10 protein-coding genes are annotated in these 15595 nt (G+C 70.5%); 5 read left to right on the forward strand and 5 right to left on the reverse strand.

The window, feature by feature from the left end; translation table 11 throughout:
* Window positions 1–52 precede the first annotated feature (52 nt).
* Window positions 53–1993 (forward strand): SMI1/KNR4 family protein, encoded by a 1941-nt coding sequence (locus ABT057_RS13480; protein WP_352342935.1) that lies wholly within the window; start codon window positions 53–55, stop codon window positions 1991–1993.
* A gap of 237 nt (window positions 1994–2230) precedes the next feature.
* Here ABT057_RS13480 and ABT057_RS13485 read toward each other — a convergent pair whose 3' ends face one another.
* A complete protein-coding gene (locus tag ABT057_RS13485) occupies window positions 2231–3175 on the reverse strand; it encodes a S66 peptidase family protein (RefSeq protein WP_352342937.1) in 945 nt (314 codons plus the stop codon).
* Window positions 3176–3443: 268 nt separating this feature from the next.
* The gene (locus ABT057_RS13490; protein ID WP_352342938.1) at window positions 3444–4292 is read right to left on the reverse strand and encodes a hypothetical protein; all 849 of its coding nucleotides are present in this window, start codon (window positions 4290–4292) and stop codon (window positions 3444–3446) included.
* A 501-nt stretch (window positions 4293–4793) separates the two neighbouring features.
* Between ABT057_RS13490 and ABT057_RS13495 the strand changes: the two genes are divergently transcribed.
* Both ABT057_RS13495 and ABT057_RS13500 read left to right on the forward strand, forming a co-directional pair.
* Window positions 4794–5285 (forward strand): DUF2975 domain-containing protein, encoded by a 492-nt coding sequence (locus ABT057_RS13495; protein WP_352342940.1) that lies wholly within the window; start codon window positions 4794–4796, stop codon window positions 5283–5285.
* On the forward strand, window positions 5285–5506 hold the full coding sequence (locus tag ABT057_RS13500) for a helix-turn-helix domain-containing protein (protein WP_352342941.1): 222 nt from the start codon (window positions 5285–5287) through the stop codon (window positions 5504–5506). Before ABT057_RS13495 ends, ABT057_RS13500 begins: the two co-directional genes overlap by 1 nt.
* 246 nt (window positions 5507–5752) lie before the next feature.
* Here the strand turns inward: ABT057_RS13500 and ABT057_RS13505 are convergent, their stop codons facing one another.
* Window positions 5753–7825: a HelD family protein gene (locus ABT057_RS13505; protein WP_502973888.1), complete on the reverse strand. Its 2073-nt coding sequence runs from the start codon at window positions 7823–7825 to the stop codon at window positions 5753–5755.
* 607 nt (window positions 7826–8432) lie between these two features.
* Here ABT057_RS13505 and ABT057_RS13510 point away from each other — a divergent pair.
* Entirely contained in the window at window positions 8433–9617 is a 1185-nt protein-coding gene (locus tag ABT057_RS13510) for a thiolase family protein (protein WP_352342943.1), read from the forward strand.
* A gap of 562 nt (window positions 9618–10179) precedes the next feature.
* Complete coding sequence (locus ABT057_RS13515; RefSeq protein ID WP_352342944.1) at window positions 10180–12654, forward strand: SpoIIE family protein phosphatase; 2475 nt, start codon at window positions 10180–10182, stop codon at window positions 12652–12654.
* A 212-nt stretch (window positions 12655–12866) separates the two neighbouring features.
* On the opposite strand, the gene ABT057_RS13520 is transcribed toward ABT057_RS13515, so the two are convergent.
* Both ABT057_RS13520 and ABT057_RS13525 read right to left on the reverse strand, forming a co-directional pair.
* Window positions 12867–14327 (reverse strand): amidohydrolase family protein, encoded by a 1461-nt coding sequence (locus tag ABT057_RS13520; protein ID WP_352342945.1) that lies wholly within the window; start codon window positions 14325–14327, stop codon window positions 12867–12869.
* On the reverse strand, window positions 14324–15571 hold the full coding sequence (locus ABT057_RS13525; protein ID WP_352342946.1) for a CoA transferase: 1248 nt from the start codon (window positions 15569–15571) through the stop codon (window positions 14324–14326). Before ABT057_RS13525 ends, ABT057_RS13520 begins: the two co-directional genes overlap by 4 nt.
* Window positions 15572–15595 lie beyond the last annotated feature (24 nt).

A 15595-nucleotide genomic window follows, 5' to 3' on the forward strand; every position in this document is an offset into this window, starting at 1 on the left:
GCTGAGGGAAGAGTCGGGCGCCGTTGTCAGTGTCGGATGGCACCATCCGACCATGAGTGGCGAGTCTTTCAACTGGCATGACTTTCTCGGACGTTGGCAAGAGGAGTGGGTTTCACGCTCGGACGAGGACGAGGACGAGGACGAGGACGAGGACGAGGACGAGGACGAGGACGAGGACGAGGACGGCGGACAGAGCGTCGTCCGGCCGGGCAGGCCCGGGGCGGAAGAGGCGGCGATCGTCGCGGCCGAGGAGCGGCTGGGACGGCGGCTGCCGCCCTCGTACCGGGAGTTCCTGTCCGTCAGCGACGGGTGGCACGTGGACCAGACGGCCGGGGTCTACCAGCTCGGCGGCGTCGCGGACATCGGCTGGTTCCAGGATCCGCACGACATGACCCCGCTGTACGAGGAGAATCTGGGCGACAACCCGCGCGAGGAGGACGTTCTGCTGGCCGGAATGTGGCAACGGGCGCTACGGCTGGAGACGGACTCCGACATGTCGTACGCCCTGCTCGATCCGGGCGACCGCGACCAGGACGGCGAGTGGGCGCTCTACGTCTACAAGGGCTGGAGCGGTGAACTGCCCAACCGGTACCCGTCGTTCCGCGCATACATGGAGGCCATGTACTGCGGCTTCCACGGCGACCGGGCGGCGAGAACTGACTTCGTGAACGCGACCACGCGCGCCCAGGACGCCCGTGTGGAGGAGGCCCGCCTGCTGGCGCTGCGCGGAGGATACGAGGAGGCCCTGTCCCTGCTCGAGGAGGCGCGGTCCTTCGGGCGGCCACGGAGCGCCGTGCTGCTGAACCAACTCCGGCATCTGCTGGCTCCGCGCGACTCCCGGGACTACGGCAACCTGTCGGCCGACCCGCGCTACCTGACCGAGATTCTGCCCGTGGAGGCCATGACGCCGGCACGTGGCGAATGGCGGCTGGGCGGGGACGACCACTGGCTCGGGATGATGACCGCCCGCGGGGTCCTCCGGAAGACCGCCGAGGGTGTACTGAGCGCGATGCGTGACGGCACCCATTGCTATGCGCCTCCCGGTCCATGGGGTCGGGCCGTCGCCGAGGCCAGGGAGTCGGCCCGCTGGGGGCAGACCGACGCCGCGTGGCAGGTGCTGCGGGATGCGCTCCGGCTGTGGGAGGCGCCGGGGCCCTTGCTGATCGCCCCCGTCGGCCTGCTGGCCGATCCGGTCCTGGGTCCGCTGATCACCCCGGAGCGCGGGCGGGAAATCCTTGCGACACCGAGGAACGGGGAGACGGGACCCACCCCTGAGCCGGTTCCCGATCTCGACCCGCCGGACCTTGCCTGGCTGACGGAGCCTGCGGCGAACCGGCGGCCCCTCGACGGATACCGCGGTGTCTGGGTCGAGGGGATCGACCCCGCCCGCCTGCCCGCCCTGATCGGCGAGGAGGGCGCCGAGCTGAGCCCGCCCGCGGATCCGCGCGAGGCGTCCTGGCGTGCCCCCAAGTCCCACGAGCGGGCGGGCATGGAACTCTGGGAGGACAGGGCCGTGGTCGCGGTCGGCCGCACCGCCGAAGGGTGGGCCTTCGCCTTCGACTGCCACTCCCACCATCACCTGAGCAAGCTGTTCCTGTCTCCCGCTGCGGCCGCCTCCTCGTCCGGCCGTGCGGTCGTGGTGTGGCGTGGCCCGAGGAGCTCGTCCCCGGGCGGCCACCCGGCCGCGTTCCACCTTTCTGTGGCCGAACAGGGCGAGGAGCTCTACTCCTTCACCGTGCGGGGTACGGAGATCCAGTGCTCCGGCGCGATACCCCAGGCCCTGGATCCCGCAAGGCTGTTCCGCCCGGAGGACAGTGAACTGGACTGCGAACTACGTGTGTTGGAGGCCCTGCATAGCGAACTCGGGCTCTCGCTGCCCCGCTTCGCGCTGACCCAAGGCAAGCTCCACACCTTCACCACCCGGTCCTGGACCCGGGCGCCACGCGAGGGCGAGGGGTTCGCCTACATCAGCTTTGTGCGGCACTCGCCCTGAGCTGCGTGGGGCCGGCCGGTGACGTGGGCGGTACGCCTGTCCGCCGTCGGCAATGACCTGCTCGCCTGTGCCGCCACCCGCCCGGCCCCGGCATCATCCAGGCCGGGGCCGCAGACCGTGGCCAAATGCAGGCCCGTCTGGTGGGCGATGGCAACGGGCATGAGGGACGGGCGGTCGGAGAAAGCGGATCACGACGGGCCGGAGCCCGCCGAAACCCGTGCCAGGATCCGACAGAACTCAGCGTTCCGCGACCGCCGACTCGAGCAGGGACAGGGTCCGGTTGTCCGCGTCCACGTCTGCGCGGACGCCGAGGGGCAGCGGCAGGTTCGGCGAGGTGTGGCCGAAGTCGACCTGGGCGAGGACGGGAATGTCACGCTGCGCCAGGACGTCGAGCACAACGTCGCGCAGACCGACCTGGTCTCCGCCGCCCTCGTAGGGCGTGACCTCACTCGGGATGCCGACCACCATGCCCGCGATCCGGTCCAGCACACCGGACAGCCGCAAGGTGTGCAGGTCGCACCAGATCCGCGTGACCGGCCGCTGTACCTCTTCCCAGAACAAGACGGCGCCGTCGAACCGTTCGGGGGCCAGTGCGAATGGTGTCGACTGCAGCTGGACCAGGCGGTTCAGCAAGCCGCCGACCAGTGGTCCCTGCGCGCGGCCCGGCTGCCAGGTTTCCCAAGTCCCCCCTGCCGGCAGCACGCCCGGCGCCTCGGCCTTGGTCAGCACACGGGCGTAGAGGTCGACGAGTTCGGACCGACGGGCCTCGTCGCCCAACGTGTACCAATCGCTGCCGAAACCGTGGGTGACGATGTCGGCGTGGAAGCCGACGAGGCCGGTCTTGGCGTACAACGCCATGTGCAGCAGCGAGATGTCGCTGTAGCCGAGGATCGGCTTCGGGTCGGCCCGGACCGCATCCAGATCGATCAAATCGAGATAACCAATGGTCGCCTGGCCACCGGTGTGCGCGACGATGGCCCGCACCTCCGGATCCCGGAGCAGCGCATTGAGTTCGGCGGCCTGCTCCGCCGGGGTGCCCGCCGCCCACCAGCGGCTCCGCGCGGTGTCGACCATGGGGCTGACCCGCACGCGGAAACCCATCCGCTCCAATATCGCCACACCGCGAGCGAGTAGCGGTTCCTCACCGGGCTCGAGCCGGCCCGAGGGCGCGGTGACGACCACGAGATCGCCGGAACGCAGCGCACGGGGACGACGGATCGTAGGCATTGGGCCTCCTTCTTGATCGACAACGGCGGACAACCATGCAGGTACCGCAGGTATTCCGCTTCGTCGACGCGATCTGGCCAGGCCCCGGAAGTGGTCCTTCGCGGGCCTCACGCACGTGATTTTCGGAGGCGGGAACTGCCAGGCGACCGCCGCGGCGGAGGAGACCTCGATGACCGAGTCCAGGCCGAAGCCGACCAGAGCGGTGGAGGAGGCGAGGGTGCGCTTACCTGACGTCGACGAAGTCGCCGGGTGCTGTCGAGGCGGCGGTGGTGGCGGTGCCGGCGAAGAGGTAGCGGTAGTAGCCGTCGACTGTGGCCTTGGTGGTGGTCTTCAGGACGCCGGTGCTGCTGGTCCTGACGGTCTTGAGGGTGGTGTAGGTGCTGCTGCCCTTCTTGCGGAACTGCAGCTTCGCGGGCTGCGACGCGTAGCCGGCGTACTTGCCCGTCGACCAGTTCGCGCGGGCGAGCTTGCCTGTGACCGTGATGGTCTTGCCCTTCTTGACCGGCTCGGGTGCGGCATCGGCGGTCAGTGTGGAGAGCTTCTTGATCGCCACGGTGGCGACGTCGTCGTTGTAACTGGCGTTCGCGTACAGGTCCCACGCGCCCAGGAACAGCTTCCAGGTCCCGGCTGCGCCGTTGTCCTTCATGTCGATGGCCGGGTGGATGTTGAAGACGGCCTTGCAGTGGTAGACGCCCTGGGTCGCCGTCTCGGTGCAGTTGGGGTCGTCGTCCGTCCCCAGGCCGCCGGTGATGCCGTCCGTGGTCGAGCTGTCGGTGCCCTGCCACAGGAAGGCCTCGGTGAGGGCGACGCCGTTCTGGTCGGTGGCGGTGTACGTGACGGTGACGGACTTGGTGCCGGTGGTGCCGAGGACGATGTCCTTGCCGCCGTTGATGACCGCGTTCGAGAACTTGGTGTTGCCCAGCGAGTCGTGCGGACGAACGGTCTTCGAGGCGAAGGAGCTGAGCTTCCCCGACGCACCCGCACGCTCCGACGCCTGGGCGGCGACCGGAAGAGCGAGCGCGGACAGAACGACGGCACCGGAAACTACGGCGGCCGCGACGCGTATACGCATGAATCCCCCACGAGAACCTGAGAGGCCCGCCGAAGTCTCCCTCTGGCCGGGCCTGTTGATCTTCGCATCATATGAACTCAGGTCGGAAATAGTGAAGATCAAATATGCAATAAGTGCGTAATGGACTACTGGCCACCTCGCCGTCTGCGCAAATGGGCATGACTCTGCGCCTCGGCCCGGCAGCGTCCTGAAGGGACAGGGGGTCTGCCGCCTTCCGGGCGGCCGTCGCCGCAGCGGGCGCGTCGGTCAGGGGCGGGTGAGGTGCTGCATCTGCCAGAGGTAGGGCAGGGGATGTCTCCTGGGAGTGCCGGGTGGTGTCCGATTCGTGCTCGCGCGAGGCCCACTTCGCAAGACCAGGACGGTTCGCGCAACCGTCTTGCCCCCTGAGGGTCGGCGATGTCCCGCCACGGTGCGAAACCGGCGCCTGTCCTCGGCCTCAGCCCTTGCCTGACCTATCGAAATTCGATAGATTTCCATCGCAACTCGATGGAAGGATGTGTCGTGGGGAAACTGGCAGTGCGTGCGCTGCGCGCCGTGCTCGTGGTGGTGCTCGCCGGCACCGTGTTCGTACAGGCATTGATGCTGTGGGCTTTGGTCAGCGGGAACGACCCGGAGGACGGGTCGCTCCCGCTCACCCCGCTGCGGGTGGTCACGATCCTGGGCATGGTGTCGGTCCAGGTCGCCGTGGCCTGCGTATGGCGGCTGGTGACGATGGTGCGACGCGGAACCGTGTTCTCCCACGCCGCCTTCCGGTACGTGGACGGCGTGATCGGCGCGATCGTGGCGGCTGCCCTCGTGTGGTTCGCGGTCACGGCCATCAACGCGCCGGGCCAGCGGGACGACCCGGGCGTCACCGTCATCATGGCTGGGGTCGGTGTGGCCATCCTGGGGGTCGCGCTCATCGTGCTCGTGCTGCGGATGCTGCTCGTCCAGGCCGTCGCGCGCGACGTGGAAGCGGCGCAGATGCAGGCCGAGTTGGACGAGGTGATCTGATGGCGATCGCCGTCGACATCGACGTGATGCTGGCCAAGCGGAAGATGTCCGTGGGCGAGCTCGCGGACCGCATAGGGATCACGCCCGCCAACCTGGCGGTACTCAAGAACGGCCGCGCCAAGGCCGTGCGCTTCGCGACACTCGCCGCGCTCTGCGAGGTGCTCGAATGCCAGCCGGGCGACCTGCTGCGCTGGGAAGCCGAGGAGGCCGCGGGCGGATGACGTGCCCGGCATGGAGTTCTCGACGCGCCGTGATCCGAGTGGAAGACCGCGCCTGCCGCGACTGGGCGAGGTGCCCGACCCTCGACCGTCACGGACACCGACGGCAACCCCGTACTGCGGGACTGCGCGGTCAGCAAATGGGTCGCGCTGCTGGCCTGCCCACATGGCGCGGACACTCGTGCGCGACGACCTGGCGACGAGAGGTCGTCGAGACCCTGCGCCCACGACGACGCGGGCGCCGAGTCGTCAGGCGGGCTGAACGGTGATGGTGCAGAGGCGCTTGGTGGCCCGGGTAAGGGCTACGTACAAGTCCCTTTCCCCACCGGGGCGGGCTGTGATGATTTCCTCGGGGTTCATGACGACGACCCCGTCGAATTCCAGGCCGCGTGCTTCGGACGACGGCACGATGCGTGCGTGGTGAGTGATGCCCTGGGCCGTCAGCTCGCTCACCCTGGTGTCCGCACAGATCACTCCCAGAAGCTCGCCCGGGTGCGCGGTCCTCTGGGCGCGGAGTTCCTGAACGACGGCGGTGACCAACCCGTCCTCAGGTGAGGTCACGGTGCGAGGGCTCTCACCGCTTCGCAGCGACCGTGTGGGCTTCTGGTCCGGAGCGATCCGCGTGAGCAGGTCCCGGACGCTCTCCAGGATCTCCTGCGTGGTGCGGTAGCTGACGGTCAGGTTGTGCAGTTTGAACCGCGGTCCGACGTGAGGGCTCAGTGCTTCCTTCCAGTCGCGTGCTGTCGCGACCGGGCCTGCCTGGGCGAAGTCACCCACCAGCGTCATCGCCCTTGCCGGGCAGCGGCGGACGATCATCCGCCACTGCATGGCGGTCAGTTCCTGCGCCTCGTCGGCGACGACGTGCCCGTACGTCCGCTCTGGGGGGCCGTCGACCAGGCTCGCCGCCTCGTCCAGCAACGGCACATCGGCATCGGTCCACGGGTCGTCCGGACCGCGCAGCAGAAGGGACCGCTCCTGCGCGGTCAGGCGGGGCAGGCGCTCGGCGAGAGCGCCTGCGTCCGTCAGGAGCGCCTTCACGAGGTCACCGGGCGCCAGCCGCGGCCACAACACCTCGACGGCTCGGTCGACGCCGGCGTCGTCGAGGAGATCGGCTCGGACGGCGTCCAGGTCCAGCTCGTGGACCGGCCCCGGGTCGGCCGCACCTTCGGCACGGCGCTGGGCGGCTCCCGTGAACCGGTCGAGGTTGATGCCCGTCATCCTTTCGGCATCGGCGTCGATCTGCTCCAGGAGGTCGCCCATGTCCCGTTGCATGGCGTCGGTGACGGCGTCGACCAAGAGCTCCTTGAACACCTGGCGTGCGGGGTTGTGCCCCGGTGCGGCTGCCACGGCGGCGTCGCGTGCCGTGGCGACTTCTTCACCGGACAGGTGAACCAGTTCCTGTCCGACCCGCACGGTGAAGTCACCGGCGGGGGCTTGGTGGACGCGCAGCAGGCCGGCCAAGGCGTCGGCGAGGTCGGAGCTGCCCTTGAGACGCGCCGTATCGAACGGGTCCACCGCGTCCGTGGACACTCCGGCCAGTTCCCGGCAGGTCGCCAGAACGACGTCGTTCTCTCCGAGCGAGGGAAGGACCTGGGAGATGTAGTCGAGGAACCGGGCGTTCGGGCCCACCACCAGAACACCCTCCTCCGCGGCGCGCGGGAACGCGTACAGGACATAGGCCGCCCGGTGCAGGGCGACCACCGTCTTGCCGGTGCCGGGCCCGCCCTGCACCACGGTCACCCCGCGGTGGGCGGAGCGGACGATCGCGTCCTGCTCGGCCTGCAGTGTCGCGACGGCCGCGTGCATCCTGCCCGTACGCCGTGCCGACAGAGCCTCGGTCAACGGGCCGTCCCCCACGACGTCCTCGTCGGTCGGGGCGGATCCGTCCAGCAGTTCGTCGCTCACCGAGATGACCGTGCGCTCCTCGAGGCGCAGGTGCCGACGCCGCCGCAGGTCCATCGGGTGGACCGGTGTCGCCTCGTAGAAGGGCCGCGCCGCGTTCGCGCGCCAGTCCACGAGCAGAGGCAGGTCATCCTCCTCCGTATGCAGTCCGATCCGCCCGATGCGCAGGGCCGTGCCATCCGCCCAGTCGATGCGCCCGAAGACCAGCCCCTTTTCGGCGCCCTCCAGCCGGCCGATTTCCTTTGCCAGACGCTCGGCGGCGATTTCTCTCTCGTATGCCTCACCGGCGCTTTCCGCCAGGGCTTTCAGCACACTCGCTCGGTGTACTCGCGCCTCGGAAATCCGCTCGGTGAGTAACTCATACAAGGAGGACACATAATCCCGCTCCAATTCAACCGCACGCACAGCGGGATCATTCATTTTCGACAACAGGGCCCCCTTCGATTCGAGCCCACACCATACGGTCAAAGTTCCCTGAAGGTAAGTCTTGACTTACTTGGTGAAGCCGTGTCCCTACGGCTGAATCCATGGCGGCTGACCGTATGGCGTACCATGCATTCCGCCGTTCCCTATATCGCTGATTGCGCTCCCGATGCCCGCCTGCCTTATGGGCGAGCCCGCCCTTGGATGCCGGCGATGTTTTGCCACGCTCGGGAAAAGGGGGGAAGATCCGGCGAGGCGACCGGCGCCGTCGAGCTCACTGCCAGGGGGGCATCTGGTCGCTTCGTCTGGCGACCCGGCCGAGGAGACGAGCACAGAATGGGTTAAGCCCCCGACCGGTCCACCACAGCCCGACCCGTGCCGACGGCCCCATCTCAGGACCGCAGCACCACGCCGCCGTCGGCCGCGGCCACCCGGAGAACGGATCGGTGAACCCTCACCCCGTTCGCCGCCACGACGCCCGGCGGCAGGCCGATGTGCCTGCGCCGGGAGATCAACGGTGGCCAGTCGTGTGACGTACACCGCGTGGAGGCTGATAGTAGGGCGTCCTAGTATCTGCGATGACCGAGCGAGATGGGATGCACACATGGCAGAGCCCGAGAAGATCGTCGTCCTCGACGGAGCCCGGACCCCCGTCGGCAGCTTCGGCGGAGTGTTCAAGGACGTACCCGGATACGAACTCGGCGCGACCGCGTCGAAGGAGGCGCTGAAGCGTTCCGGCGTCGCCGGCGAGGACATCGGTGAGGTCGTGATGGGCTGCATCGGCCAGGTCGGCCCGGACGCCTACAACGCCCGCCGCGTCGCGATCGCGGCCGGGCTGCCGGACAACGTACCCGCCTACACGGTCAACCGGCTCTGTGGCAGCGGTCTGCAGGCGATCTGGTCCGCGGCGATGCAGATGCGCTGGGGTGGAGTGGACTTCGCCCTCGCCGGCGGGAACGAGTCGATGACCCGGATGCCGTTCTACGACTTCGGGGCACGCACGGGCTACAAACTCGGCGACCGCACGCTGGTGGACGGCACGGTGATGATGCTGACCGACCCGTTCCACGGCGTCCACATGGGCATCACGGCGGAGAACGTGGCCGCCAAGTACGACGTGTCGCGTGAGCAGCAGGACGAGTTCGCCGTGGAGTCCCAGCGGCGCGCGGCGACGGACGCGGCACGGGCCGCGTTCGCCGAGGAGATCGTGCCGGTCGAGGTGGGCGGCCGCAAGCCGTTCACGGTGCGGGAGGACGAGCATCCCAAGCCCGCGACCACAGTGGAGACGCTGGCAGGGCTGCGTCCCGCGTTCGCCAAGGGCGGCACCGTCACGGCGGGCAACGCCTCGGGCATCAATGACGGCGGAGCCGCGGTGGTCCTGGCGCGGGAGTCAGTGGCCAGGGAGCGCGGGCTCACCGGCCTGGTGTCGCTGGAGTCCGTGGCGACCGCGGCCATGGAACCCGAACTCATGGGCTACGCACCGGTGCTGGCGCTGCGGAAGCTGTTCGCACAGACCGGTACGACGCCCCGGGACATCGACACGGTCGAGCTCAACGAGGCCTTCGCCTCTCAGGCGGTGGCCGTCGTCCGCGACGCCGGGCTGGACCCCGAGCGGACCAACCCGTACGGCGGCGCGATCGCGCTCGGCCACCCGGTGGGGGCGACCGGCGCGATCCTGTCCCTGCGGGTGGCCAAGGACCTGGTGCGCAGGGACCTCGAACTCGGGGTCGTCACCATGTGCATCGGCGGTGGACAGGCGCTGGCCGCGCTGTTCCGCCGGGTGCGCTGAGTCCCCGGGCGCCTACGAACGCGGAGGTGCCCCGCCTGCACATCCGTCGATCTCGGTACGTTGACGCCGACCAGGGTTCGAGGGCGAGGGCGCTGCTTCCGAAGAAGCCGGGGGCCGGCGTCCGCGAACGGAGCGGTGTGGAAGGCGACCGTCGACGACATCAGGCCGGGAAAGCGCAGGGCCGGGTCCTGGGCTGTCGGGTCGCCCACGTCTTCGGCGCAGACCGTGACCCGCTCGTGCCCGGTCCGTTCACGACGAGGTCGTACAGGTCGCCGCTGTGTGCGGCGACGTCGTGCCGGCCGTCGGGCCCGGGGTCGCCGTCGCCGGAGCTCCGCAGATCGCGCCGTGAAGATCGGTCCCGACATCCTGCCTGCCGCCCGCGGCGGCCCAGGGCGGCGCGGTGGCCGGTGGCGGTGCGGCAACCTGATCATGATCTAACCGACCAAAGCGCGATAATACAGATATATGCCGCGCTCGTCCGGGCGGTGCGAGTCCGGGTGCCACGCCGTGAGTGGTGGAGATCTCCGCGAGAGCGAGGTAGCAAGCAACCGTGGGAGGACGCATGGCTACCGACAAGGTGCCGGGGTCGTCCGAGTATGTCTTCGGCGAGGCGCTCAGCGCGCGGGCCACCATCGACGAGCACGGCATCGTGACCGGGTGGAACGCGGGAGCCGAGGCATTGCTGGGGTACTCGCCCACGCAGATCGTGGGACGGCCCGCGGCCGGTCTGCTGGCCGAGGGGATTGACGAGCGGGAGCTGCAGTCCCTCACGCAGCTGCCCCGGTGGAACGGGCGGGTCGCTCTCCGGCACCGTGACGGCCACCGCCTGTCGATCAAGGTCCTGGCACACAGAAGGGCGCCGGACGGCGGGCGACCCGGGGAATGGTTTCTGGTCTCCGCGCTGACGACAGGGCTGCGGCCCGAGCCCGGCGACGACACTCTCGTGGGCCTGCACCACGAGCAGGTCGAAGGCTGCCAGATCGCGCTGTACGACACCGGGCTGCGCCTGCGCCGGGGCAACGAGGCCTTCCACCGTGTCCTGCTCCTGACCGCGGACGACACGCGCGGGCTACTGCCTACCGAGATTGTGGACCATCCGGAGATGGACAGGTACGAGCGGTCCGTCCGGCAGGCGCTGGAGACCGGTGAGGCACAGTTCATGGAGTACTACGGGAGGGCCCTCGGCGAGAGCCGCGAGCACGCCTGGTCGACCTTCATCACCCCGCTGAAGGACGAAGACGGCCGTGTCCTGGGCGTGAGTACGGCCGGTCATGACATAACCGACCAGTACTGGGCCCGTAAGCGGCTCATGCTGCTCGCGGATGCCAGTACCCGTATCGGAAGCACCCTGGACGTGACGCGGACGGCTCAGGAACTGGCGGATGTGGCCGTCCCGGAATTCGCCGACTTCGTCAGCGTCGACCTGCTCCCCTTCCTCGACGGCGCGCAGGAGCCGCCCCCGGGGACGGAGCCGCCCCGCGGCGCCGTCCCCCTGCGGCGCGTCGCCCACCGGTCCGTGAACCCGGGGACCCCCGAGGCGGTCGTCGCACCGGGCGAGGTGGACGACTATCCGGAAGGTTCCCCGCCGGTCGAGAGCCTGAGGTCGGGACATTCCCGGCTGCACCTGGCGACCGACCCCACGATCACCGAGTGGACGGCCCGCGACCCGGGCCGGGCCGCCACGGTCCGCGACTTCGGCATGCACTCGGCGATCACCGTGCCCCTGACCGCCCGCGGCACCACCCTGGGCGTGGTGGTCTTCGTCCGCCACCGGCATCCCGAGGTGTTCCGCGAGGACGACCTGGTGCTGGCCGAGGAACTGGCCGCCCGAGCGGCGGTCTGCATCGACAACGCCCGTCGCTACACCCGCCAACGGGCCACCGCGGTCACCCTCCAGCGCAGCCTGCTGCCCCAGGCACTGCCCGAGCAGGCCGCCGTCGAGGTCGCCTCCCGCTACCTGCCCGCCGGCGCCCACGCCGGGGTGGGCGGGGACTGGTTCGACGTCATCCCGCTGTCCGGCGCCAGAGTCGCCCTCGTCGTCGGCGACGTCGTCGGCCACGGCATCCACGCCTCCGCCACCATGGGACGGCTGCGCACCGCCGTACTCACCCTCGCCGACATCGACCTGCCCCCCGACGAACTGCTCACCCACCTCGACGACCTCGTCGCCCGCCTGTCCACCGAAGTCAAAGACGCCCCCCGGCCCGGCCCCGGCGCCGAGACCACCGGAGACGTCGGCGCGACCTGCCTGTACGCCGTGTACGACCCGGTGTCGCGGCACTGCACGATCGCCCTCGCCGGACACCCGGCACCCGTCCTGGTCACCCCCGACGGCACCGCGAAACTACTCGACCTCCCCATCGGCCCCCCACTCGGACTGGGCGGACTCCCCTTCGAAGCCACCGACATCGAACTCCCCGAAGGCAGCCTCCTCGCCCTCTACACCGACGGGCTCATCGAATCCCGCGAACGGGACCTCGACACCGGCCTGTCCCTGCTCCGCCAGAACCTCGCCCACCCCTCCGCCCCCCTGGACAGCCTCTGCGACGCCGTTCTGGACGCTCTGCTGCCCCGCCGTCCCTCCGACGACATCGCCCTGCTCGTCGCCCGTACCAAAGCGCTGGGTTCCGACTCCGTAGCCACCTGGGAGGTTCCCGCGGACCCGATCGCCGTCGCCCGAACGCGGAAGGAGGCCATGGCCCAACTGGAGGCCTGGGGACTGGACGAGGCCGGCTTCGTCACCGAACTGGTCGTCAGCGAGCTGGTCACCAACGCCATCCGATATGCCGACCCACCCATCCAACTGCGTCTGATCCACGACCGGAACCTCATCTGCGAAGTCTCCGACGCCAGCGGCACCGCACCCCACATGCGCCGCGCCCGCACCTACGACGAAGGCGGCCGGGGCCTGCTCCTGGTCGCCCAGCTCACAGCCGCCTGGGGCACCCGCCAAACCACCCAGGGCAAAACCATATGGGCGGAACAGACCCTCCCCGTAAGCCCATCGGACACCCTCGACATGTATGGCACCGAATGAGCCTTTCATCGCTGCCGCTCCAGGGTGAGAACGGCGACGGGGGATAATCGCAATCGCTGCGGTGGCGGTGGCGGTGGCGGTGGCAGTGGCGACGCGCGCATGGTCGCAGCTGCAGTAATGGGCGGCGACGGCCCGGGCTCGAACGCAAGCACCGCGCCTATGCGGATCATCGGTTCCTGAGCTCCTTGACGGCGTGCCCGCCACCACCAGTGTCAGCGACGTAGGCATGGGTGGTCGCAAGGAGATACGGCCGGATCCCTCTCGGCTCCGATCAGGGTGGCCCGGACGGACTCCGCCGTCGGATCGGCGAGCGCCTCGGCCCGCCCGGTGTGCAGCAGCACCAGATCGGCGACGGTCCCGACCCGGACCCGGCGGGGCGGTCCGCCGGGATCGTCGGCAGGCGCGAGATACGCGTTGAGCGCGGCGACCGGGCTGAGCCTCTCCTCGGCGGCGAGGACGTGCCCGGCCGGGGTGGCCCTGCGTACGGCCGCCGCGATGACGGCCCAAGGGTCGAGCGGCCCGTACGGGGCGTCGGAGGACAGGGCCAGCCGGACCCCGCCCTCGACGAGGGACCGGCAGCGATACAGGTCGGCGTGGTCGCGGGCGGGCACGTCGCGGGCGTAGTCGTCACCGCGGTCCGCGAGAAAGCCGGGCTGGGTCACCACCCGTAGTCCCAGGGCGGCGAGGTCACCGATCAACTCCCGTGGCACCAGGGCGCCGTGCTCGATCCGGTCACCGGGCAGCCCGCCCGACTCGCGCAGCGCCACCAGCAGCAGCACGAGCGCCTCGCGGGTCACCACGTGCGCGGCGACGGCACGGCCCGCGGCGTGCACCGCACGGATTCGTTCCACCAGGTCGTCCAGGGACGGCAGTCCCGAGTCGGCCAGGACGATCTTGTACGGACCGACGGTCGGCCGGCGTGGCGAGAGCTCGGCGGGCGGCGCGTCGAGGGGTGCACCCAGCAGGTGAACCCGTTGCGGGAGCACTCCGGTCGCCATGTCGTCGGCGATGGCGGCGAGCGCTTCCGCGGCGAGGTCGGGCGTGGCGTCGGTGACCGAGGTGACACCAAGGCGTGCGAGCTCCGCACCGACGGCGGCGAGTTCGGGCGGCCGGGTGCGTGGAAGCCTGGGGCGCAGCCAGTCGTCGGCGCGCCACAGGCGGCCGGTGGGTGCGCCGTCGGCGCCGCGCTCGATGCCCGGATGGTCACCGGAGGACAGGGAAACCGCCTCGGCGGCACGGGAGTTGAGGATCCAGAGGGCGCCGCTGCGATGCTGGACGCGTACGGGGTGGCTCGGGTGGATCCGGTCCAGCGCGACCGCGTCGAGGTTCCCGGCGACCGTCTCGTGGTAGCCGACGCCGCGGATCCAGCCGTGCTCGTCCGGGGCCCTGGAGGCGAGCGCCGCGGCGAGGCCGGCCCGGTCCCGTACGGCGGGCGGTCCGCACCGGACCGACTGCCGGTGCGCGGCGAGGGCGTGCAGGTGGAGATGGTGGTCCACCAGACCCGGCAACAGAGCACCCCCGCGGCAGTCGACGGCCTCTTCCCCAGGGCGGCGGGACAGGGCCGGAGCGACCTCCGCGACCCGTCCGCCGGCCACCCGCACGTCGGCCCGGCGGCCCTCCGTCAACTCGGCGTCCTGCAGGAGCACATCGGTGACGCGGAGGAGCCGGCTCATGGCGCGGGGATCCCGAGGCCGCGCAACACCTCGGTGGTGTGCTCGCCCATGCCTGGCGCGTCTCCGGCCGGCTCGCGCCGCCGGGGTTGCGCGACGGGGACGAACCCGTCGGCGGTCTCCACCACCCACCCCGTCCCGGAGCGCCGGGCGGCCGGGGCGGGTCCTTGATCATGCTCCAGCGTCGAGGCGACGACCTCGGTCATGGCGATGTCGTGCAGGAAGCCGCTGCCGTCGGCGGGAGCGGTCAACGCCCGTGCGGCGGCGGCGAGTCCGGTGAGCGGGTCGGCGATGGCGTCGCCACAGAACAGGGGGGTGCCGTCGGTCTCACGGGCGACGAGCCCGGCCGCGGCGGCGACGTCGTCGCCGAAGCCGATCCGTTCGCTCGCCCGTCCGGCCGCCGTGAGGGAGATCCACGTCGTTCCGGCGGACACCGCCGCGTGCGCGTCGAGCCCGAAGCGGGCCAGTGCGCGGGGGCGGGACGCTTCGATGACGATGTCGGCGGACGCGACAAGTGCGGCCAGAGCACGTCGATCTGACATGGTGTCAGGATCGAGGACGACGGACCGCTGCCCGGCGTGCAGCAGCCGATAGAAGTCGGGCTGCCCACGGCGGGCCCCGTCGGGGCGGGTGGGTGTCTCCACCTTGACCACGCGGGCTCCGGCCAGGCCGAGCAGGTGACCGCACAACGGTCCGGCCCACAGGGCACTGAAGTCCACCACGAGGAGACCGGCGACCGGCCGGGGCACGAGAGGAGCTCGGGGCGACGCGGCGGGGCGGACCGGCGCCGGTGACGCGACCGGGGCGGCGGCGAGCCCGAGCAGTTCGGCCCGCTCTGCCAGTTCGGCCCCGGTGTGGTCGCGCACCCATGCCGCGACCACCGGCCAGGGATCACCGGTCAACGGGGCCCCGACCAGGGCGCCGAGCAGCGCGGGATCATCCGGACGGGCGCACGACACAGCCGACCAGCCGTCGGCGGTGGGAAGCAGCCGGCACACGCCGCCCGCCGATATGCGGCCCCGGCGTGAGTGACCGGTGAACGCGGCCCGCTCGGCGAGCAGCGCGGCACCGTCGACCTGCACCGGTGCCCGGGTGCGTGCGGTCAACTCGTGGATGCGGTCGCTGAGTTCCCGGGCATACGTAGCCGCGCGCCCGGGCGGTACCAAGGGCGGTCCGTCCGCACGTCCGGTGAGCGCGACGACGCCGCCGGCCGCCCAGTCGGCCGACGGGTCAGGGACGACGCTCATGGCACTGACCAGCGGGAACCGAAG

The organism is Streptomyces sp. NPDC002588, from assembly GCF_040295925.1.
In the GTDB taxonomy this organism is placed as follows: Bacteria; Actinomycetota; Actinomycetes; order Streptomycetales; family Streptomycetaceae; genus Streptomyces.